Here is a 20,949-nt window from a genome sequence, read left to right on the forward strand (position 1 = left end):
ATGACGACCGGGCAACCCAATCGTGTTACCACGCCCGCGCGCGGTGGCCGGCGCTCTGACCGCCGACAGCCCGCGGGGCCGTATCACGCTGCCTGGTTCCCGCCAGCCGTCCCAAGGAGGGATCATGCCCATGAACGACGTCACCGCCCGTCCGAGAAGCCGCAGAGGCGGGCCAATCAGGCGGCTCATCGGCAGCGCCAGCGCGGCGGTGCTGATCGTGGCCACCATGATGCTGCCCGGCACCGCTCATGCGGCCGTGACCTCGAACCAGACCGGCACCCACAACGGCTACTTCTACTCGTTCTGGACCGACAGTTCCGGCACGGTCTCCATGGAACTGGGAGCCGGCGGAAACTACAGCACCTCGTGGCGGAACACCGGGAACTTCGTCGCGGGTAAGGGTTGGAGCACCGGCGGCCGGCGGAGCGTGACCTACTCGGGCAGCTTCAACCCGTCCGGCAATGCCTACCTGACCCTCTACGGATGGACACGGAACCCACTCGTCGAGTACTACGTCGTCGACAACTGGGGCACCTACCGGCCCACGGGTACGTACAAGGGCACGGTCACCAGCGACGGCGGTACGTACGACATCTACGAGACGATGCGGTACAACGCTCCCTCCATCGAGGGCACCAGGACCTTCCCGCAGTACTGGAGCGTCCGGCAGTCGAAGAGGACGGGCGGAACGATCACCTCCGGCAACCACTTCGACGCCTGGGCCCGCAACGGCATGAACCTGGGCAGTCACGACTACATGATTCTCGCGACGGAGGGATACCAGAGCAGCGGAAACTCCAACATCACGCTGGGGAGCGGCGGCGGTGGCGGCGGAGGCGGTGGTGGCTGCACCGCGACGCTCTCTGCGGGCCAGCAGTGGAGCGACCGCTACAACCTCAACGTCGCGGTGTCCGGCTCCAGCAACTGGACCGTGACGATGACCGTACCGTCGCCCGCGGGAGTCATCGCGACCTGGAACGTCAGCGCCAGCTACCCCAGTGCCCAGGTGCTGACCGCCAGGCCCAACGGCAACGGCAACAACTGGGGCGTCACCATCCGGCACAACGGCAACTGGACCTGGCCGACCGTCTCCTGTAGCACCGGCTGACCGTCGCCGGACCCGGCGCCCGCGGCCGGCGGCTCATGACCGTCGCGCCCGGGCGCCGTCCGGCGGGGAGAGCCCAGTCGGTGCGAGGGCGGCGGCGGCCGCCCGGTTGCTAGCCTGCTCCCGGGCCGAACGTTCAGGAACGGGAGCAACGCCGGATGACATTCGCGCCAGCGGTCGCCACCGCCGTGACCTTCGTATGGCTCGGCATGGTGTTGGCCATCTCGTTCCTGGAAGCACCGTTGAAGTTCCGCGCTCCCGGCGTCACCCTGCCGATCGGGCTCGGTATCGGCCGGCTCGTCTTCCGGGCCCTCAACACCGTCGAGGTCGTGCTCGCCGCCGTACTCGTCGTCGCGCTCGTCGCCGGCCACCCGTCGCGCGGCGCGGTCACCGCCGCAGCGGTGGCGGTGGTCGCGTTGATCGTTCAGCTCGCCCTGGTCCGGCCACGGCTGACCCGCAGGTCGGACCGCGTTCTTGCCGGCCATGACGCGCCCCGGTCACGTAGCCACTACGCCTATATCGCCCTGGAGATGATCAAGGTTCTAGCCCTGATCTCTGCGGGAATCCTGCTGCTGACAGCCTGACAACGCGTCATTCGTCTGGTCGACCTCGTCCGAGTCACCGGAGCGCAGAAGGGGTCCCGCCCTCGTCGGCCGTCGGATCAACGGCTGCCGCGAAGGCTTCCGCCAGACACTCGTAGTCACGCATGAGGGGGCCGACCAGGCGCGGCTCGGCTTCCAGGGCTTCGACCAGGCCGTGCGCGAGGTCCCGGATGCGATCCGCCTGTACGGGGCGACGAATCCGCGAGCGTCGGTCGAAGCTTCGCCACCGTCGGAACGCCACCTTGGCGATCCGCTCGCGTTGCTCGGCGGTAGGAAGCGGGCATCCGGCCGCGTGCAGCCGCTCGAAGGCTGCGATCACCCTGGCGTAGTCGTCCACTCTGCTCCTTCGAACCGCGCTGCCCGTCTCACCACCACAATCATGACCCGCGCCTCCGGCTGCGGCGAGACCGGGCGAACACCGGGCCGGCCGGCCGGCAGAGCCGACGGGCCCGGTGCGTACGCGATCAGCCGGTGGCGATCGAAACGCCGTAGGTGCGCAACGAGGCGTTGATCGGGACGTAGTACACGTAGTTGTAGCCCGGCGCGTAGATGGCGCTGGGGCAGGCGCTGTTCGGGACGGGGTTCTGGCCGGCGGTGATGGTGCCGAGGGCGTTCGCTGTGCCGTCGGGCCGGTAGGCGATCACCGGGCCGCCGCTGTCCCCTGGCGCGACGGCGCACCGGCCGGCGACCTGTCGGGCCTGGATCAGCGGTCCGACGGTGTCGCACGGGATGCCGTTGACGGCGAGGAAGAGGTTGACCGCGGTGACCTGGACGCCACTGAGTTCGCCACTGGAGGCTCCGTTGGGGATGACCCAGTTGCCGACGAAGCTGTCGGCGGTGCCGCTGATGGCCACGCTACCCGGTGCGAGGTCTTTGAAGACCCGGCCGAAGGAGGGGGCGTCGATGATCTCGATGTCCTGGCAGAGGATCTTGCTGTGGATCCTGCCCATGGGGACGCCGGCGCCGGTGGTGACGGTCTGACCGTTCTCGCCGCAGTGACCGGCGGTGAGCATTTGCTGGAGGCCGCCCAGGTTGATCGCGAAGCCGGTGCTGCATGCACCGATCGGTGACCAGAACCGGCCCCCGCCGTAGTAGGGGGAGATGTCGGCCTGCCGGCTGTGGGCGGCCACCGGCCGCTCACCGACCACGACCGAGACCGGGACGGTGGAGTCGCGTACGGCCGGCGCCATGCCGACCTGTGCGCTGTCACCGGTGACGGTCAGTTGGACGCCGCTTCCGTCGACCTTCGGGATGACGTTGACGACGTTCGGTACGGCGGCGAGCCGGCGGGCCGCGCCGGCGAGTTCGACCTCCGAGAACCGGGCCGGCAGCAGTCTCACCGGGACGGTGCGGTTCAGGTCGGTGATCAGTGAACGCACCGTCGCGCCGGGATCACCCTTCCAGTAGACCCGTACCTCACGGTTCTCCGGGGCGGCCACGATCCCGGCGAAGCCGGCGTTCCTGGCTGTGGCGATCTTCTCTGCCGCGGCGTTGAGCCGGGTCTGGACGTCGACCAGTTCCGACCAGGTGGCGAACCCACCGGGTACGGCGCCGACCGGCCCCGCGCCGGGTGTGGTGGGCCTGGCGTCGACCGTCGGGGGTGCTGCCGGCGCCGGGCCGGCGAGTGATGCGACGACGAGCACGGCGACGCCCGCCGCGAGAAGGGCACGACGCGGCATCGCCCGCCGCGCCGGGGACTGTGCTCCGATCATGATCATGTGCGGGCCTCTTCCTCCCGAATCGGAGCGGCCGGTCGACCGCTCCGATTCGGGAGTGTTCCGCTTCAGGCCCGTACCGTCACCCTGCGTGATGATTCTTTCGCGCGCGTTCCCAGTTGCCGGGTGCACCGGTTGCATTGATCTCATCCGGTGCATATACGTCCAAAATCCACTACCGCCGGCAACGGTCGCCGCACGCGACAGCGCCTGGGGTCAGGCTCGGGCGGTGTTGACGTAGACCCTGTCGTTCAGCCCGCGGGCGAACAGGTGCAGGTTGCCGTCGTAGACGTTGGCAGCCGGGCCGCTCGGGGTGGCGCCGTTGCCGGACAGTTCGATCCAGCGGTTGAAGGTCGTGCCGTCGGAGGTGATGCTGAACAGGTGGTCGTTGCCGCCACGGGCAAAGATGCGCAGCAGGCCGTCGTAGGTGGTGAGACCGAGCGGGCTTTCGGTGAAGCCGTTGCCGGACACCGGGATCCAGCCGGCCCAGGCGCCGCCCTCGTACGTGTTGAGGTAGATGCTGCCGTTGTCGGAGTGCACGGCCAGGCGCAGCGTGCCGTCGTACTCGGTCACGGCGGGCGCGTCGGAGGTGAGGCCGTTGCCCGGCAGCACACTCCAGCCGGACCAGCCGGACGGACCGTGGACGTTCTCGACCAGCTTGCCGTTGCCGGCCCGCACGATCAGGTGCAGCTCACCGTCGACGACCGCGGCGGCCGGGGCGCTCGGGGTGGTGCCGCCGCCGGGCACCTCGACCCAGCCGGACCACGCCGTACGGGTGGACGTGTTGAAGTGGATGCGGCCGGTGTCGTCGCGGACGAAGACGTACAGCATGTTGTTGTGGACGGTGACCGCCGGCGCGCTGGGGGTGGTGCGGCCGCCGGGCACCGGCAGCCAGGCCGACCAATGGGTGCCGGTGCGGGCGGCGTGGACGATCTGGCCGTCGGCGCGGCGGGCGAAGACGTACTCGCTGCCGGCGAAGTTCGTCACCGCCGGGCTCGAATCGATGAGCTGCCCGCCGGGCACCTCGGTCCAGCCCTGCCAGAAGCGGGTCAGGGTGAGGCCGAAGGTGTGCAGGATCGGCCGGATCGGCTGGAAGTACGACCGGTCGCCGGAATGGCCGCAGGGCAGGTTCAGGCCGCCGGAGAGCACGCCCTGGGCCTGGTCACCGGCGACGTACGGGCCGCCGGAGTCGCCCGGTTCGGAGCAGGCGTCGGTGATGGTCAGGCCGGTGACCACCTTGTCGGGGCCGCCGTCGCGGCCGGGGTAGATGATGGTGGCGTTCTTGGTCAGGATGGTCCCGCACCGCACGCCGGTCGTGCGGCCGGTACGGCAGACCGTGGTGCCCTCGGCCGCCGGTTCGTCGCCGTTGACCGGGCCGAGGCCGGCCACCTCGGCGGTCGGCCGCCAGTCGGTGTACGTCCGCACCCAGGCCATGTCGTAGGACGGGAAGGAGTAGCCGCCCCAGACGCCCAGCGGCCGCCCCTTGGCGGTGAGCGCCCCGGGCGGCGTCTCGAGAGCGCAGTGCCCGGCGGTGGCGAATCCGGCGTCCCCGCTGAGGTTCTCCGTCACGGCGAACCCGGTCGAGCAGGCGGCTGCGCCGATCAGGAACTCGTTGCCGGCGGGCAGGCGCTCCGACTGCTGCTCCGGGCGTCCGGCGGCCTCGACGACCCGTACCGCGCTCGGCGGCACGCCGTTGTCCTGCGCGAACCGCTTGGCTGCCCCGGCCGTACCGGGCAGCGTCTGCACCACCAGCGTCCGCTCGTCGACATCCGTGTACCAGCCGGTCACTCCCGCCGGCACGCTCGTGGCCCGGTCCAGCCCGACCTTCATCCGCTCCAGCGCCGCGCCGTCCGGCACCGCCTGCGCCGCTGCCGGCGCCCCCACCAGCATCGAACCGGCGACGGTCAATGCCGCCAGCCACCCCACCGCGATCCTTCGCAACCCGGAACCTCCCTGTGCAGGGCGCCGGGCGGGGGCCCGGCGCTCGCAGGGAGGACGGCAGAAGCGGTACGGCAGATACGTCGTGTCGGGTTCCGGTCGCCGCGGCTGACGGCCGCCCGAGCCAGGTGATCATGTGGAGCGAGGTCTCTCCACGGTCGGACCCGGCCCGGCGCGGCCGTGACGCGGTCCGGATCAGCCGGCCGGCTCCAGGACGAAGACGGGGATCAGACGCTCGGTCTTGGTCTCGTACTCGGCGTACGGCGGGAAGGCCGCGACGGCCCGCGCCCACCATTCGTCGCGCTCGGCGCCGGCCACCTCGCGGGCGACGTACGGGTCGATCGCGGTGCCGTCCTGCAGCGTCAGGGCCGGGTTCGCCTTCACGTTGTGATACCAGGAAGGGTGTTCGGGGCTGCCGCCCTTGGACGCGACCATCGCGTACCGGCCGTCGTGCTCGACCCGCATGACGGGGACGAAGCGCTCCTTGCCGGTCCGCGCGCCGGTCGTCGTCACCAGCACGATCGGGCGATCCAAGATCAATACGCCCTCGGTGGTGCCCTGCGTGAGGATCTGCTCGGTCTGCCTGCGGACCCAGTCGGTCGGGCTCATTTCGGGATTCGTCGTCACAACTGGCCCCAACCGTCCATCCGGCACCACTATTCCGCCGGTGACCGACCGATCACCGGTGCGGTTCAGAATCCGCACAGCAACTGCTGCAACCGCTGTAACTGGCCAGGCGGCAGCCCGCTGCGGACCCGCCGGGGATCCGAGGGGCGGCGGCCCCACAACAGCAGCAGCCGGGCCGCCGGATCCGTCTCCACCGCCGGACCGTCGTCAGGTTCGACCAGCGCGAACCGCCCCTCACCGCGCCGTACCTCGACGACGAGATCGGGTTGGTCGGGGCACCGCAGCCGGGCGGCGAAGTCGGCCCCGGTTCCGCCCGCACCGGCCAGGCCGGTGGCGAGCAGCGAGTTCTGCAGCATCCGTACCGAGTGCGCGAGCAGTTCGGGCCGGGCCAGCACCTCGTCGCCCTGGCCGTCGTCGCCGACGAGGTCCCAGCGGTGCACGGCGAACTCCTGCCGCATGTGCAGGATCAGTTCCCCGACCGGCATGCCCCACCCCAACCCGGGAACCGCCGCGGTCGGATCGGGGGCGGCAAGGTGCTTGAAAAGTTCGGTCATCTCCCGTTCGCCGGTCTCCAGCCGGCGGCGCAGCACCCGGTCGTCCAGCGCCTGGTACGGCAGCTCCCGCGCCGCCCAGTCGGTCACCGCCGGAGCGGGCCGCCCCTCGAGATGGGCCCGGGCCTGCTCGGTCAGCAGCTCGACACCGGAGACCAGGTGGGCCACGACCTCGTGCGCGGTCCAGCCCTGGCAGGCGGTCAGCGCGTGCGGTGGCACGTCCTGCAGGGTGTCGAGGAATACGTCGATCTCCGGCCGACCCCGCGGGTCGTCGCGGTCCGTCGCTGCGGATGGCACGTTGAGGACCATTCACCCTCCCGGCGGTGATCTTGTTTCGGATGCTAGCGCACGGAAGGCCCGCTACCGTCCGCCATAAGTGCAGGTTGCGGCCACGTTCGGCGGGTGCGGGGCGAGCCGGACCGGGCCGGTTCGGTACGGTCGCCGGGTGAGCGACGACGAAGACTTCGCCGACCTCATCGAGCGGCACCGGGGCGAGCTGCGAGTGCACTGCTACCGGATGCTCGGGTCCTTCGACGAAGCGGAAGACCTGGTCCAGGAGACGTTCCTGCGGGCCTGGCGGGGCCGGCACGGATTCCAGGGGCACTCGTCGATCCGCGCCTGGCTCTACCGGATCGCGACCAACGCCTGCCTCGACGCCCTCACCGGTCGGGCGCGGCGCGTGCTCCCACACCACGTCGGACCGCCGTACGACCCGGGCCAGCCGCAACCCGCCGTCGTCGACCCCTCCTGGCTGCAGCCGTTTCCCGACCACCTGTGGGAGCCGGTCGCGTCGCACTCCGACGAGCCGGAAGCGAGGGTCGTCGCGAAGGAGACGCTGGAACTCGCGTTCCTGGCCGCGATCCAACACCTGCCACCCCGGCAGCGCGCCGCGGTGATCCTGCACGACGTGCACGGCTGGCCGATCCGGCAGACGGCCCAGGCACTGGACGGCAGCGTCGCATCCGTCAACAGCGCGCTGCAACGGGCACGGGCGACGCTGCGCAAGCACCTGCCACCGGGCCGGGCCGACTGGGCACCGTCCGCCCCGCCCACCGACGAGGAGCGCATGGTGCTACGCCGATACATGTCGGCGGCCGAACGGGGCGACCTCGCCGAGATCGCCGAACTGCTGGCCGAGGACGTGAGAACGACGATGCCGCCGTACCCGGAATGGCTCGCCGGCCGACCGGCGGTGCTCGCGGCGCTGTCGACGAGCTGGGACCCCACCTCGCCCGAGTACGTGGGCACGTTCCGGATGCTGCCGGCACAGGCCAACGGCCAGCTCGCCGCCGCGGCCTACGTACGACGCCCCGAAGAACACTCGTACGCGCCGTTCGCGATCGGGGTGCTGTGCGTCGAGAAAGGCCAGATCACGGAGATCACCGCATTCCACGAGCCGGCCCTCTTCCCGGCGTTCCGGCTGCCACCGCGCCTCGACCGATAGTTTTTCCGCGCCGCCGTAGTCTCAGGAGACATGACCAAAGTTCTCTACTCCGCGACCATGTCACTCGACGGCTACATCGCCGGCCCCGGCGGTGACATGTCCTGGCTCGCCGAGCACGTCGGCGGCCCCAACCCGGTGGCCGACGACCTCGTCGGGAAGATCGGCGCGCTGCTCATCGGCGCCCGCACCTATTACGGCGACGACCCGAACCGCGACACCGACAAGGAAGGCGCCTTCGGAGGCCAGTGGACCGGCCCGCAGTTCGTGCTCACCCACCGGCCGCCCACCAACCCCGTACCCGACACCACCTTCGTCGACGACCTGACCAGCGGAGTGGCCGCGGCCAAGGCCGCCGCCGGCGACCGGTACGTCAACGTCCTCGGCGCCGACGTCGCCGCCCAGTGCCTGGCGGCGGGCCTGCTCGACGAGATCCTGGTGTTCATCGCACCCGTACTGCTCGGTGACGGCGTACGCCTGTTCCACCACCCCGGTGGCGCCCATGTGCGAATGGACGAGGTCACGACCGCACAGGGTCCCGTACCGACCATGTGGCTGAAGGTCCGGCGGTAACGGAGGCCGCGACAGGCGTGCCGCTCCACCGCGTCCGGCGGGGGAGCGGCACGCCACGCGCGCCGCCCCACTTCCGCATCTGAATCCCGCCTACCGGCAGTCGGTCAGCGGGCGGCGACCCGTCAGGCCGCACGGACGGAGCCGCTGCGGACAGTAAGGTCGTCAACGTGGTGAGCGCACCGGTGGGTAGGCACATAGTCGTCGTCGGAGCTGGCATCGTCGGCGCGTCGGTGGCCTATCACGCCGCCCGGGCGGGCGCCGCCGTGACGTTACTCGATGCCGGGCGGCCAGGCGCCGGCGTGACGGCGGACTCGTTCGCCTGGGTCGGAGCATCCGGCGTACGTACCGGTCCGGCGGCCGGGATCCGGGCCACCGCGACGGAGGAGTACCACCGGGTCGAGGCCGAGTTGCCGGGACTCCCGGTGACCTGGTCCGGCTCACTGAGCTGGCGCGCGGAAGGCAGCGCGCCGGAGGCCGGGCCCGGACAGGAAATTGTGGACGCGGCCACCGTGATGACGCTCGAGCCCAACCTTCGACAGCCCCCGGAGTGGGCCATATGGGCACCCGGCGACGGCGCCGTCGACCCGGTCGGCGTGACCGAGCGGCTGGTCGCCGGCGCCCGCGCCCACGGCGCCCGGGTACATCTGGACACCGCGGTCACCGCGATCCACCGGGATGCGGCGGGCCAGGTTGCCGGGGTCGACACGGCTGTGGGACCCCTGTCCGGTACGACTGTGGTGTTGGCGGCCGGCGTTGCCACGGCCACGCTGGGCGCGCCGCTCGGCGTGCGTGTCCCGGTCGAGCCGTCACCGTGCCCGCTCTTCCGGCTTCGGGCGCCGGCCGGCCTGGTCCGTACCGTGGTCAACACTGAGGATTTCGATCTCCGGCAGGTCGCCGCGGACCGGCTGATCGCCGCCGCGGACTCGCCCGAACCGACCCTTGCCGCCGTCCGGTCCACTTTCCGTGGTGCCGGAAGCGTCGAGCTGCTCAGCACACGACTCGGAGTACGCCCGATGCCGGCCGACGGTGAACCGATCGTCGGTCCGGTCGCCGACGTACCCGGTCTCTACCTGGCGGTGATGCACTCGGCGGTCACGCTTGCCCCGGCCATGGGCCGCCTCATCGCGCGGGAACTGGTCAACGGCATCGACGAGCCGGCATTGTCGGGATGCCGCCCCGACCGCTTCTAGCGTCCCGCATCTGAATCTCGCTTACCGGTGGCGTGCGGCAGGATCTCGGCGGGGGTCTTGGTTCAGGTGAAGGGGGCATCGGTCCTCCCCAGCCGTCGATGAAAGCGCGGACCGTGGCGATGAGTTCCTTGACATTGTCGAACGACCCCGCGCAGACCTCGTGTGGAAGTTGTCAGGCCTATTCTCGCCGGCAGTTGCACGTCGTGCTGTGGCGATCTTGCGCAGGAAGTCGCCGAACTCGGCCTTGTTAGCTGATGATCCCGACCACGCCCGGCAATCAAGCGGTCCGCATGGAAGTACTCCGTGTGAGCGGGGAACAGCGCGGCCACTGGTGCACTGAGCCCGGCGCCACCGGATCACCCCGGGTGCGCGGGGAGCAGATCCAGTATGAGGTGGCGATGGTGACGGGCGCGGGATTACCCCCGCGTGCGCGGGGAGCAGTTGGGGTCCACGGTGCCGAGCTGCCGGATGCTGGGATCACCCCCGCGTGCGTGGGGAGCAGTCCCCAGTCCTTGAGGTGACCGTAACCGTCTAAAGATCACCCCCGCGTGCGCGGGGAGCAGGCGACCTCGGCCCGCGATGTCCTCCACGTGGCGGGATCACCCCTGCGTGCGCGGGGAGCAGATGTGCGCGCGGCGACGGGAGACCGCCAACTTGGGATCACCCCGGCGTGCGCGGGGAGCAGGGTCCGTACTCAACTTCCTGGACCAGCTTGAGAGGATCACCCCCGCGTGCGCGGGGAGCAGCTCGCCCGGATCGCCGGCGCCGGCGTGGTGAAGGGATCACCCCCGCGTGCGCGGGGAGCAGCGGCTGCGACTTCGTTCGCTTTTACGGCGTGGGGATCACCCCCGCGTGCGCGGGGAGCAGGGGCAGGGACTCCTGGGGATCGCGGCGCGCGTGGGATCACCCCCGCGTGCGCGGGGAGCAGTCATCGGCGTCGAGCGGGTCACCCCAGTACGCGGGATCACCCCCGCGTGCGCGGGGAGCAGGACGCCCAGCTCGCGCATAGTGATGTTGTGGCGGGATCACCCCCGCGTGCGCGGGGAGCAGCGGATGTGTTGTCCGCGGACAGATCGAGCACGGGGATCACCCCCGCGTGCGCGGGGAGCAGGTTTTGGCCGCGGACCAGCCGGCCGGTCGTGCGGGATCACCCCCGCGTGCGCGGGGAGCAGCGGGCGCCGACATTACAGCCGGCACGGTGGCCGGGATCACCCCCGCGTGCGCGGGGAGCAGGGCTAGCCCCTCTGCCGCCTATGGCATCAGTGCGGGATCACCCCCGCGTGCGCGGGGAGCAGGGTACGGCGCTCGCCCGCATCCGCGACGAGAAGGGATCACCCCCGCGTGCGCGGGGAGCAGAGACCGGGCTGGTGCCGGACGTCCAGGCCGCGGGATCACCCCCGCGTGCGCGGGGAGCAGGCCGAACTCCACGTCGACAAGCGAGACATCGCGGGATCACCCCCGCGTGCGCGGGGAGCAGATCCGGACCGTGGTCGGCGCAGCTCAGACCCTGGGATCACCCCCGCGTGCGCGGGGAGCAGGGATTCGGTGGGCAGGGTCAGAACCGCTGGTGCAGGATCACCCCCGCGTGCGCGGGGAGCAGGAGGCCGGGCAGCGCCTGGAGATCACGTTCAGGGGATCACCCCCGCGTGCGCGGGGAGCAGGGACAGGACTTCGTCGACGCGCACCGGGACCTGGGATCACCCCCGCGTGCGTGGGGAGCAGATACTTCATTATCGGAGTGATACGCAAGGGGAGGGATCACCCCCGCGTGCGCGGGGAGCAGCATGAGACGGCGCTCGTCCGCCCGCAGCGGACGGGATCACCCCCGCGTGCGCGGGGAGCAGGATCTTTTCCCCGTGGTTGGCCACGCGAGTAGGGGATCACCCCCGCGTGCGCGGGGAGCAGATCCGACCGGGCGGGGCCGGTGGTGGAGTCCAGGGATCACCCCCGCGTGCGCGGGGAGCAGGCCCAAAGGAACATGGTGTACGTCCGTGCCGAGGGATCACCCCCGCGTGCGCGGGGAGCAGGGTCGACCGCCAGCACCCGCGTACCGGCCGTGGGGATCACCCCCGCGTGCGCGGGGAGCAGGCCCGTGAGGGCAACTACAGCAACCTCGACGCCGGATCACCCCCGCGTGCGCGGGGAGCAGATCGTGCCGGCCCTGGCGGCATTCGGGCAGGCGGGATCACCCCCGCGTGCGCGGGGAGCAGTCCGTGTACAGGTCGTACAGGACCGGGATGACGGGATCACCCCCGCGTGCGCGGGGAGCAGATCGACTCCGATCCGGCCGCCCGATCGGCACCAGGATCACCCCCGCGTGCGCGGGGAGCAGCGCTTCCTGGTGACCTCGTGGGTGATCAGCCGGGGATCACCCCCGCGTGCGCGGGGAGCAGATCGCGATCGGTCGCAAGACCATGCCCCGCCAGGGATCACCCCCGCGTGCGCGGGGAGCAGGCCAGGTCGTCGGCCAGGTGTAGACCGTCCTCGGGATCACCCCCGCGTGCGCGGGGAGCAGGATCCGCGTCTTCGCTGACCGTGGCGAGAAAAAGGATCACCCCCGCGTGCGCGGGGAGCAGTTGGTGACCGCCGGGCCGGCGCCGGTCTCGCGCGGATCACCCCCGCGTGCGCGGGGAGCAGTGGCTGATGTCGCGGTAGTACGCGGTCGTCTCGGGATCACCCCCGCGTGCGCGGGGAGCAGCCGCTCGTCCAACTCCCGCAGCCACCGGCCGAGGGATCACCCCCGCGTGCGCGGGGAGCAGCGTAGCAGGCGCGTTGGCAGATCTATCCATGGAGGATCACCCCCGCGTGCGCGGGGAGCAGCCGAGGGCCAGGGACAGGTGCCAGGCCCAGGCGGATCACCCCCGCGTGCGCGGGGAGCAGGAGCCGGCCGACGGCGGCAAGGGTGCCCCGGCGGGATCACCCCCGCGTGCGCGGGGAGCAGGCCGTGCTCGGGATCAGCCCGTGGGACAGCCCGGGATCACCCCCGCGTGCGCGGGGAGCAGATCCATCCTCCGCAGCAGCCGGCGCGGCCTCGGGGATCACCCCCGCGTGCGCGGGGAGCAGCGACCGCCGACGTTGTCGAGCCGCAACGTCAAGGGATCACCCCCGCGTGCGCGGGGAGCAGTTGCTCCATTGAGGACCTACGACGGTTCGGCAAGGATCACCCCCGCGTGCGCGGGGAGCAGTGCTCCATTGAGGACCTACGACGGTTCGGCAAGGATCACCCCCGCGTGCGCGGGGAGCAGGATGAGCATGGCCAGGACCGGCGAGTCGATGACGGATCACCCCCGCGTGCGCGGGGAGCAGGACCTGGGCGACGGGATGGGCTGGCGCAACAAGGGATCACCCCCGCGTGCGCGGGGAGCAGGAGGGACGGATGCCCGGGCCGGTGGGACTCCGGGGATCACCCCCGCGTGCGCGGGGAGCAGGGCCTTGACCGGGGTGAGGATCGCTTCCGCGAGGGATCACCCCCGCGTGCGCGGGGAGCAGCATCGGCGTCCAGCGGCTCCCCGGAGTAGGCGGGATCACCCCCGCGTGCGCGGGGAGCAGGCTTCCTGACCTGGTGCTCTAGAGATCAAGTAGGCCGTTTTTCTTCACTTTGGTTGGCAAGGCTTCCATCCGGATTTCTCGACTCGGCAAACCAACGTCCCGTGCGAACTATTGAGACCAGAAGCTAGGGTTCCTGCATCCGGCTCCATTGTAGAAGGGCTGGTAGTCCGGGCCTCTGTTTGTACGGGAGCATGCCGTGGACGCCGAGGCCGTCACCACCGGAGGCCTCGAATCTCCGTCCCGTTAGCTGTCACCGCCTGCGCCCAGTGAGAGTTTCAGTGCCGTTACGCTGTGTCCGGTATCCGTCGATCGCCGCCGAGGGTCCGTAGCGCGTTGAGGGTGATGTCCGCGTCGATGCCCTGGCTCACCACGATCCGAGCCGGTGCCGCGTACGCCCCGACTGCCGGTCGAGCAGGTCATGGAGGTGACCGCGCCACCGCCGCGACGCACCTGAGCACGGTACAAGATTGTGATGGCTGTTGCCGCCACGGTGACACTGGCAAGATCGGCCCACATGAACGACGGAGAAGACTGGTACGACTGGCACCGCCCGTATGCCGACCCCGGCTCGCCGCTGGCACATAGGCTGCGCCTGGTTCAGCGGCACATCGCCGCGTGGCTCGATGAGCACGCCGGTAAACCCGTAACCGTGGTCAGCGTGTGTGCCGGCCAAGGCCGCGACATCCTCGACGTGCTGGCAGCGCGCCCTGACGCCGCTCGGGTCGGTGCCACCCTGATCGAGTACGACCCGCGGAACGTCGCGACGGCCCGAGCAAGAGTGGCCGCCGAGAAGCTCGAGACGGTGACTGTCATGCAGGCCGACGCGGGTGACCTCGCCTCGTACCGACAGGCGGTGCCCGCCGACCTCGTCATCATGGCGGGAGTCCTGGGCAACATCAGCGACGGCGACGTCCGCACCACCATCAAGGCGTTGCCACAGTTCTGCGCCGCCGATGCCACGGTGATCTGGACCAGGACCCGGCGTACGCCCGACCTCACACCAGCGATCCGAAGGTGGCTGACCGACGCGGGATTCGTCGAAGAGGCATTCCACGCCCCCGACGGCGTCCTGTTCTCCGTCGGCATCCACCGCTTCACCGGCACCCCGCAGCCGTTGCCTGCTGACGGCAAGATCTTCCAGTTCATCGCTTGACATCGAACTGAAGTCCTGACGCGCTGGGAGATCGGATGTCACGCTTGCTGCTTCGTAGGGCTCATCCCAGGTGGTTGTCGTTCGTGAGCCGGTGGTGACGGAGCAGGGCGTAGGCGAGGCCGGCGGAGGCATGGAAGTGGTCGGCCTCGCGCCCGCAGCGGCGTACGAGTCGAAGGTTGTGTAAGCCAGACCAGGCGGACTCGATGACTCACCGGTGGCGGTCGGGGGTATCGCATACGTCTAGGCGGGATCACCTTCGCGTCGCGGGGAGCAGGTCGTCGGCTCGAGGTGCGTGAGGTCCTGCGCGGGATCACCCCCGCGTCCGTGCGGGGAGCAGCGGCCGTCGCCGCACCGGAAGATCCGGACACAGGGATCACCCCCGCGTGCCGCGGGGAGCGGCGCCCGGTCACGTCGCCGTGCCGCAGCCGCCAGGGATCATCCCCGCGTGCGCGGGGAGCAGGGCATCGAGGAAGACGACCAGTTCCTCGCCGCGGGATCACCCCCGCGTGCGCGGGGAGCAGGGCGCCCGTAGCGCGGCCTGCCGCGCCCTGACCGGATCACCCCCGCGTGCGCGGGGAGCAGGCCGCCAGTGTGGACACCGATCTCTTACGCCGGGGATCACCCCCGCGTGCGCGGGGAGCAGTGTCCGTTGCGTTCGGTCGGTGTACGCCGGTGGGGATCACCCCCGCGTGTGCGGGGAGCAGTCCGTCGTCCCGCACTGCTCGCAGTGTTCGTCGGGATCACCCCCGCGTGCGCGGGGAGCAGCTCCGCTGCAACGGCAAGATCCCGGCACGGGCGGGATCACCCCCGCGTGCGCGGGGAGCAGGAGAACATCGTGCGGGATCGGCTCGTCTACAAGGGATCACCCCCGCGTGCGCGGGGAGCAGGGCCGCGCGCTCGGCCGGGGTCTGCAGGGCGAGGGATCACCCCCGCGTGCGCGGGGAGCAGGGCGCCGGCAGCGGCGCCATCCCGAACACCGGGGGATCACCCCCGCGTGCGCGGGGAGCAGGAGTGGGCCAACCTGGACTACCCGCCGGCCGTGGGATCACCCCCGCGTGCGCGGGGAGCAGGCGAGGGCCAGGATCGTGGCTACCTGGGCGAGGGGATCACCCCCGCGTGCGCGGGGAGCAGAGCAACGCCGAGATCGCCCGGCGTTTGGACGAGGGATCACCCCCGCGTGCGCGGGGAGCAGGTCTTCCGTGGCGACGTCGCCGTGTCGATCTTGGGATCACCCCCGCGTGCGCGGGGAGCAGACACAGCGCCCGAGGTATGTGCCGCGCGCGATGGGATCACCCCCGCGTGCGCGGGGAGCAGAGGACGTCCTGCAGGTCCTCGATCAGACTCCGAGGATCACCCCCGCGTGCGCGGGGAGCAGTAGCCTCCCTCGTGTCGCGTCCACGAAGGCGTAGGATCACCCCCGCGTGCGCGGGGAGCAGACGGTGCCCGACAGCGGGCGCGAGCACGGATGGGGATCACCCCCGCGTGCGCGGGGAGCAGACCTGTCGCGCGCCACCGACATCAAGCCGGGCGGGATCACCCCCGCGTGCGCGGGGAGCAGCCCCACTCGGCCGGCTCACGACCCAAGATCATCGGATCACCCCCGCGTGCGCGGGGAGCAGGTCGGCGAGATCGGCATCCAGTACGACCGGACGGGATCACCCCCGCGTGCGCGGGGAGCAGATCTCGCCGAGCGGGCCGCAGCCAAGCGGGGCGGGATCACCCCCGCGTGCGCGGGGAGCAGACTTCCTGACCTGGTGCTCTAGAGATCAACTAGTTGTTTTTCCTTCACTTTGGTCGGCAAAGCTGCCATCTGAACTCCCTGGCTTGATGGGACCAACGTGAGGGTACGGATGGTCGAGGCTAACAGCTTCATGTCAGCACAGGCCGGTGGTCCGCCCGTTGAAGGGATCTTCTCGAGCGGTCGAAGCTTGCCGTACCGTCGTCCGCGTGGTACTTCACGCCCGTCCTATGTGCGCTGAACCAAGCGTCTCTATGCTGTCGGGCCTGGTGTCGACGCAACACCGAGGGCACCGGTGGTGAGGCCGTCGCCGATCTCGCGGGCCAGGGCCGCTCCGGTCGCTGCCGCCTGCTCAAGCGTGTTACGAAACTCGACAAGCTGACGGAAGGCTTGCCCGTACGCCCGCTGCTGCTTCAGCGGCACGACAGGAATCGTGAGCCGGCGGATGTCGATGCGTAGGGTGCCGCTTGCGGTGCTCGAGGTTCGGCCGGCGATCCGCAGGTTGTCCGTGCGGGAGAGGACACCGGCGACGAACCATGGGTCGAAGCGGGTTGTGTCGACGCGTATCAACTGGACGCCGGGCCCGAGTTCGGCGCCGATCTGTTCCGGTGTGGCGACTCGGGCGCTGATCCGGCGGCCGATGACCGGAACGAGGATGTCGTTGGCGTTTACCTGTGGCCCCGGGGCGTCGTCGCTGGCGCGGGTCGCCTGTCCGCTGGCCGGGCCGCCGGACAGCACGTCGGCGGCGGTCAGTACGGCGCCGCCGGCGGCGCTGGTCGGTCGGCTACGGGAGACGGCGCGCTGGACGGTGATGCTGCCGGACCGGATCAGGTCGGTGACGTCGGCCTGGGGGGCTTCGAGCAGCGGTGTTGTCGGTGTCTCGTGCACCGCGGGCAGGCTGCGTCGCATGTGGTCGAGAAGTCGGTCGAAGTCGCCGATCCTGCAGATGATCTCCGCGGGGTTGGCGGTTAGTTCGCCAGCTTGTGGTAGGTGCCGTTGCGGTGTCAGGTCGACCTGGTCGTCGAGGAGTTCGATGGCGGGCACGGCGCGGTGGACGCCGGGCCTTTCGGCGTAGCTGTCGGACCGGTACGCGTTCCAGACAGTGTCGACGATCTGGGTGAGGGACTGGCCCTCGGACGCGGTGGTGGCGTCGACCATGAGCAGGTCTCCGGCGCCCGGCTGGTGCGGATCGGGCTGGGTGAGGACCCAGATGTTCAGTCCGATGGCGATCGGCGGCATCAGGCCGGAGGGGAGGGCGATGACCGCACGCAGCGCTCCGCGACGGATGAGTTCCGCGCGGATCCGGCGGCCGGCGGGGCGCGATGCGGCGGCTGGGGGCATGAGTACGACGGCGGTGCCGCCGGGGGAGAGGTGGGCCAGGGTGTGTTGCACCCAGGCGAGTTCGGGTTCGGTTCGTGGGGGAAGGCCGTAGGCCCAGCGGGGGTCGTAGGCGAGGCGGTCGTGGCCCCAGTCGTGCACCCCGAACGGGAAGTTCGCGACGACGACATCGGCCCGCAGGTCGGGTAGGCCGTCGGCGAGCATGCTGTCGCCGACGTGGATGACGGGCGGCTCCGCCGCGTGTCCGGCGGCTCGGGTACGCAGGTGCACGAACCACAGGCGCAGCAGGGTGATCAGCGCGTACTGCGGGTTGACCTCCTGCGCGTAGCACCGGGTGGCCGTACCGTTTCGCAGGGCCCGGTCGGCGGCCATGCGAAGGATGGATCCGGTGCCGCTGGTGAAGTCGAAGGTACGCGTCCCGATGCCGGCGAGGGTCAGCATCACCTCGGCGACGGCGTCGGGCGTGCCGGCAAGGCCGGACATCGAGTGGGCTGAGGTCACGTACTGGCTGTGCAGGTATTCGAAGGCGGTCTCCGCGCCCTGTTCCGAGCCGAACTGGTCCACTGTGCGCAGGAGCGTGGTGAGCTGCGCGGTCCACTGTTTCGGCAGTACGTCACCGACCAGCCCGGCCAGGCCGGGGTCGAAGGTGTGCAGGTGGCTGACGAGCTGTTTCGGGGTCGGCAGGTTGTCGCTGGCGGACTCGGTCCGGACGAGCAGAAGCGCACCGGCGATGCCGAGGACGTCGCTGATCTGCGCCGCGGGCTGGTAGCTCTCGATCTGCCGCCAGGCCCATTGGGCGGTGCTGGCCTGGTGTAGCCGTCCATGGCGGTGCAGCCACCGCTCGACTTCCCGGGCGTCGAACGACGGGCTGGTCGGGGTGCCGCCCACCGGTGTGGGGAAGTCGGTGTAGCGGCGGCGCCAGTTGCTCACCGCTGCCCTGCCGACGTTGGCCAGTCGCGCGATGCCGCTGGCGGTCAGGGTGGCCTTGCTCGGGGCCATGATCGGCTCTTTCGTCACCCGTGAACACTAGCATGGCGATGATGCTTGTGGTCACGGTTTACAGACGATATGTTGTGTGCGGCTCCGGCCACTACCTCAGGGGGGATCAATGCCGCGTCGAGGACGCAGTACCACCATCGGAAAGATCGCCAAGGTTCACCAGGACCGCCGGGTGTCCGAGATCAGGGTGCTCGGCGAGTCGCTGCGCCGCGAGCAGGGCACCCGGCCCTGCGATGGATCGCGCACGCATGACCTGCGGGAGACCGTGGAAGCCCGCTGACCGTTACCCGACCCCACTACCGAAGGAGGACCATGAACACCCTTGCTCGAATCCACGCCGCCAACCACTCTTCCCGATCGCCTTTCGCCGGTCGTGTACGTCGCCCGTGGTGCTCGGCGGTACGCGCCCGGCACCACGGGCGACCCAACCGCCCGGGTGTACGCGCGAGTGCGCCTTGACCCCGTCGTTGGCACCGCCATCGCGGACGCGTACGCGGCGGCACCGCTTCGGGACGAGCGGGCCTACCCGGCGTACGCCGCGCTCTGCCAAGAAACCGCACGGCAGTACCACTTCCTCGTGGGCCGGGCGGAGTTTGGCGGCCTGGGCATGACGGTGCGGGTCGTCGACGAGGACCCCTACCCGGACGTCGGGGCGATGGTCGACGACGTGCGGCGGCGCCGGTTGAAGGTGTGGGCCACCGCGGCCAGCGGCACTCCCCACCCGTACCTCAGCGACGCCGAGAACGACATGTTTCGCGCGGTGCACGACGTGTTCGGACACGCGTCGATCGGCCGCGGCTTCGACCGGCACGGTGAGGAGGCCGCCTGGCTGAAGCACAGCGGCATGTATTCACCGCTGGCCCGGCTCGCTATGACCACCGAGACGCGGGGCCAGACCTGCGTCCGGATCTTTCGGTACGGGGACTTTCCGGAGCAGAAGGCGGTGTTGCTGCCCCGGATATTCAGTGATCCGAGTCTGGTCCACGTCGATGGGGGTGGCGCTGGGACGGCGGCTCGGCGCTGAGCCGCGCTATCTCCTGGCGCAGGCTCTGCACGGTGGCGTGTTCCGGTCCGTCGACCCGGATGCGGTCGCGTAGCAGCACGTTGAGCTGACGTAGGGCGCGATCGCGTTCCCCGAGTGAGAGGTGGGCACGGGCGGCCTGACGTCGTAGGTCGAACACCTTGAGGTCGTCGTCGCCGTACTGCAGGGCGCGTTGGTCGGCGACTTGCCGCCACTGGCGTGCCGCGGCGCGGAACTCACCGGCGGCGTGTAACCGCTCCGCGTGCTTCTCGCCCTGCTCCCGATCGGGCCTGACCCGTTCGGCGGCGGGGGCCGGCGTGGGACGGGTCTGCTGTGGGACCCGTCCCACGATCGCGGCGTACGCCTGTACCGCTTCGGCGGTGTCGTCGAGCAGGCCGGGAATCGGCGGCAGATCCCGGGAGAGCGGCGCCAGGGCGGTGTAGACCTCGGCGGCACTGGCCGGCCGGTCCTCGGGGCGGGTCGCGAGCAGTGCCTGCACCAGGTCGTCGAGCGTGGCGGGAACGTCGGGGCGGAGGTGGGCAGGACGGGGTGGGGGATCCTCGATCTGCTGCCGGTCGATGGTGGTCGTCGCGCCCACGAACGGCGGTTGGCCGGTCAGGAGATCGAAGAGCGTGCCGCCCAGGCCGTACAGGTCGGTGCGGTGGTCGACGCGCTCCCCGAAGGTTTGTTCCGGCGCCATGTAGCCCTTCGTCCCGAGAGAGTGCTCGGTCCGCGTGATGCGCGAGTAGCGGTCGTCGTCGTACACGACGGCCAGGCCGAAGTCGAGCACCTTGACCGCGCTGCTCGGGGCGAGCATGACATTGCTCGGCTTGATGTCGCGGTGCACCAGGTTGATCCGCTGCGCGGCCATCAGGACGCTGCTGATCTGGGCCCCGATGGCGGCCACCCATCCGATCGGGAGTGGACCTTGCTCCGCGATGAGGTCGGCGAGGTTGAGCCCGGCGATCCGCTCGAGGACGACGTAGGGCCGACCTTCGTGTTCGCCGAGGTCGTAGACGGCGGGCACGCCCGGATGATCGAGCCGGGCGGTCAGCAGTGTCTCGCGGCGGAACCGACGTATCAGGTCCAGGTCCGTCTTGCCGGCGCCGATGAGCTTCACGATGACGGAGCGTTCGAGCAGCGTGTCGTCCGCGGGCCAGACCTCGGCCAGTCCCCTGTGTGGCAACGGGAACCGACGGAGCTGGTAGCGGCCTTTGAGGACCGTGCCGGACACCACGGGGCCCAGCATAACGGCCGGACCGGTCCCGAAGCCGTACGCTCCAACGTGATCAGTGAACTGGGTTCACGGGTAATGCACTTGCAAGACCCGTACACCGGTGCTTCAATGTGTCCGGCGCGGGCACCGTCTCCGGCTGCGTCATCGTCCAGGGTCGGCGACCGGTGCGGTC

Annotated in this window: 14 protein-coding genes and 2 CRISPR repeat arrays; of the genes, 7 read left to right on the forward strand and 7 right to left on the reverse strand. The window is 70.5% G+C overall.

What is annotated here, in order from left to right:
- Positions 1–124 precede the first annotated feature (124 nt).
- The gene (locus tag AB0I42_RS30955) at positions 125–1,108 is read left to right on the forward strand and encodes a glycoside hydrolase family 11 protein (RefSeq protein ID WP_357542873.1); all 984 of its coding nucleotides are present in this window, start codon (positions 125–127) and stop codon (positions 1,106–1,108) included.
- 155 nt (positions 1,109–1,263) lie between these two features.
- Positions 1,264–1,689, forward strand: coding sequence for a hypothetical protein (locus AB0I42_RS30960; protein WP_357542875.1), 426 nt, complete (start codon positions 1,264–1,266; stop codon positions 1,687–1,689).
- A 34-nt stretch (positions 1,690–1,723) separates the two neighbouring features.
- On the opposite strand, the gene AB0I42_RS30965 is transcribed toward AB0I42_RS30960, so the two are convergent.
- The 5 genes from AB0I42_RS30965 to AB0I42_RS30985 form a co-directional block, all read right to left on the reverse strand.
- A complete protein-coding gene (locus AB0I42_RS30965) occupies positions 1,724–2,044 on the reverse strand; it encodes a hypothetical protein (protein WP_357542877.1) in 321 nt (106 codons plus the stop codon).
- A gap of 127 nt (positions 2,045–2,171) precedes the next feature.
- Positions 2,172–3,425 (reverse strand): hypothetical protein, encoded by a 1,254-nt coding sequence (locus AB0I42_RS30970; RefSeq protein WP_357542879.1) that lies wholly within the window; start codon positions 3,423–3,425, stop codon positions 2,172–2,174.
- 213 nt (positions 3,426–3,638) lie between these two features.
- The gene (locus AB0I42_RS30975) at positions 3,639–5,363 is read right to left on the reverse strand and encodes an alpha-lytic protease prodomain-containing protein (protein WP_357542881.1); all 1,725 of its coding nucleotides are present in this window, start codon (positions 5,361–5,363) and stop codon (positions 3,639–3,641) included.
- A gap of 192 nt (positions 5,364–5,555) precedes the next feature.
- The gene (locus tag AB0I42_RS30980; protein ID WP_357542883.1) at positions 5,556–5,969 is read right to left on the reverse strand and encodes a nitroreductase family deazaflavin-dependent oxidoreductase; all 414 of its coding nucleotides are present in this window, start codon (positions 5,967–5,969) and stop codon (positions 5,556–5,558) included.
- Between the two features lie 83 nt (positions 5,970–6,052).
- Positions 6,053–6,835, reverse strand: a complete 783-nt coding sequence (locus AB0I42_RS30985) for a maleylpyruvate isomerase N-terminal domain-containing protein (protein ID WP_357542885.1) — start codon at positions 6,833–6,835, stop codon at positions 6,053–6,055.
- Between the two features lie 148 nt (positions 6,836–6,983).
- Between AB0I42_RS30985 and AB0I42_RS30990 the strand changes: the two genes are divergently transcribed.
- From AB0I42_RS30990 to AB0I42_RS31005, 4 genes are all read left to right on the forward strand, one after another.
- Entirely contained in the window at positions 6,984–7,982 is a 999-nt protein-coding gene (locus tag AB0I42_RS30990; protein WP_357542887.1) for a sigma-70 family RNA polymerase sigma factor, read from the forward strand.
- Positions 7,983–8,012: 30 nt separating this feature from the next.
- Positions 8,013–8,552, forward strand: a complete 540-nt coding sequence (locus AB0I42_RS30995) for a dihydrofolate reductase family protein (protein ID WP_357542888.1) — start codon at positions 8,013–8,015, stop codon at positions 8,550–8,552.
- Between the two features lie 182 nt (positions 8,553–8,734).
- Positions 8,735–9,742, forward strand: a complete 1,008-nt coding sequence (locus AB0I42_RS31000) for an FAD-binding oxidoreductase (protein WP_357542889.1) — start codon at positions 8,735–8,737, stop codon at positions 9,740–9,742.
- A gap of 351 nt (positions 9,743–10,093) precedes the next feature.
- Positions 10,094–13,291: a CRISPR direct-repeat array (repeat unit 29 nt; unit sequence GGGATCACCCCCGCGTGCGCGGGGAGCAG).
- 514 nt (positions 13,292–13,805) lie between these two features.
- Positions 13,806–14,444: a class I SAM-dependent methyltransferase family protein gene (locus tag AB0I42_RS31005; protein WP_357542890.1), complete on the forward strand. Its 639-nt coding sequence runs from the start codon at positions 13,806–13,808 to the stop codon at positions 14,442–14,444.
- Between the two features lie 245 nt (positions 14,445–14,689).
- A CRISPR array of direct repeats spans positions 14,690–16,185; the repeat unit is 29 nt; unit sequence GGGATCACCCCCGCGTGCGCGGGGAGCAG.
- A 249-nt stretch (positions 16,186–16,434) separates the two neighbouring features.
- Here AB0I42_RS31005 and AB0I42_RS31010 read toward each other — a convergent pair.
- Positions 16,435–18,537, reverse strand: a complete 2,103-nt coding sequence (locus AB0I42_RS31010; RefSeq protein ID WP_357542892.1) for an N-6 DNA methylase — start codon at positions 18,535–18,537, stop codon at positions 16,435–16,437.
- 304 nt (positions 18,538–18,841) lie between these two features.
- On the opposite strand from AB0I42_RS31010, the gene AB0I42_RS31015 reads away from it, so the two are divergent.
- On the forward strand, positions 18,842–19,543 hold the full coding sequence (locus tag AB0I42_RS31015) for a hypothetical protein (protein ID WP_357542894.1): 702 nt from the start codon (positions 18,842–18,844) through the stop codon (positions 19,541–19,543).
- Here AB0I42_RS31015 and AB0I42_RS31020 read toward each other — a convergent pair.
- Complete coding sequence (locus AB0I42_RS31020) at positions 19,482–20,777, reverse strand: serine/threonine-protein kinase (protein WP_357542896.1); 1,296 nt, start codon at positions 20,775–20,777, stop codon at positions 19,482–19,484. The two genes, AB0I42_RS31015 and AB0I42_RS31020, sit on opposite strands and share 62 nt — an antisense overlap.
- Positions 20,778–20,949 lie beyond the last annotated feature (172 nt).

It is taken from the genome of Polymorphospora sp. NPDC050346 (assembly GCF_040655695.1).
Classification (GTDB): domain Bacteria; phylum Actinomycetota; class Actinomycetes; order Mycobacteriales; family Micromonosporaceae; genus Polymorphospora; species Polymorphospora lycopeni.

Excerpts from the sequence above, each read along its gene's own strand:
- AB0I42_RS30955 (WP_357542873.1), top strand. The coding sequence starts at position 125 with ATGCCCATGAACGACGTCACCGCCCGTCCGAGAAGCCGCAGAGGCGGG.
- AB0I42_RS30960 (WP_357542875.1), top strand. The coding sequence starts at position 1,264 with ATGACATTCGCGCCAGCGGTCGCCACCGCCGTGACCTTCGTATGGCTC.
- AB0I42_RS30970 (WP_357542879.1), bottom strand. The coding sequence starts at position 3,425 with ATGATCATGATCGGAGCACAGTCCCCGGCGCGGCGGGCGATGCCGCGT.
- AB0I42_RS30980 (WP_357542883.1), bottom strand. The coding sequence starts at position 5,969 with ATGAGCCCGACCGACTGGGTCCGCAGGCAGACCGAGCAGATCCTCACG.
- AB0I42_RS30995 (WP_357542888.1), top strand. The coding sequence starts at position 8,013 with ATGACCAAAGTTCTCTACTCCGCGACCATGTCACTCGACGGCTACATC.
- AB0I42_RS31005 (WP_357542890.1), top strand. The coding sequence starts at position 13,806 with ATGAACGACGGAGAAGACTGGTACGACTGGCACCGCCCGTATGCCGAC.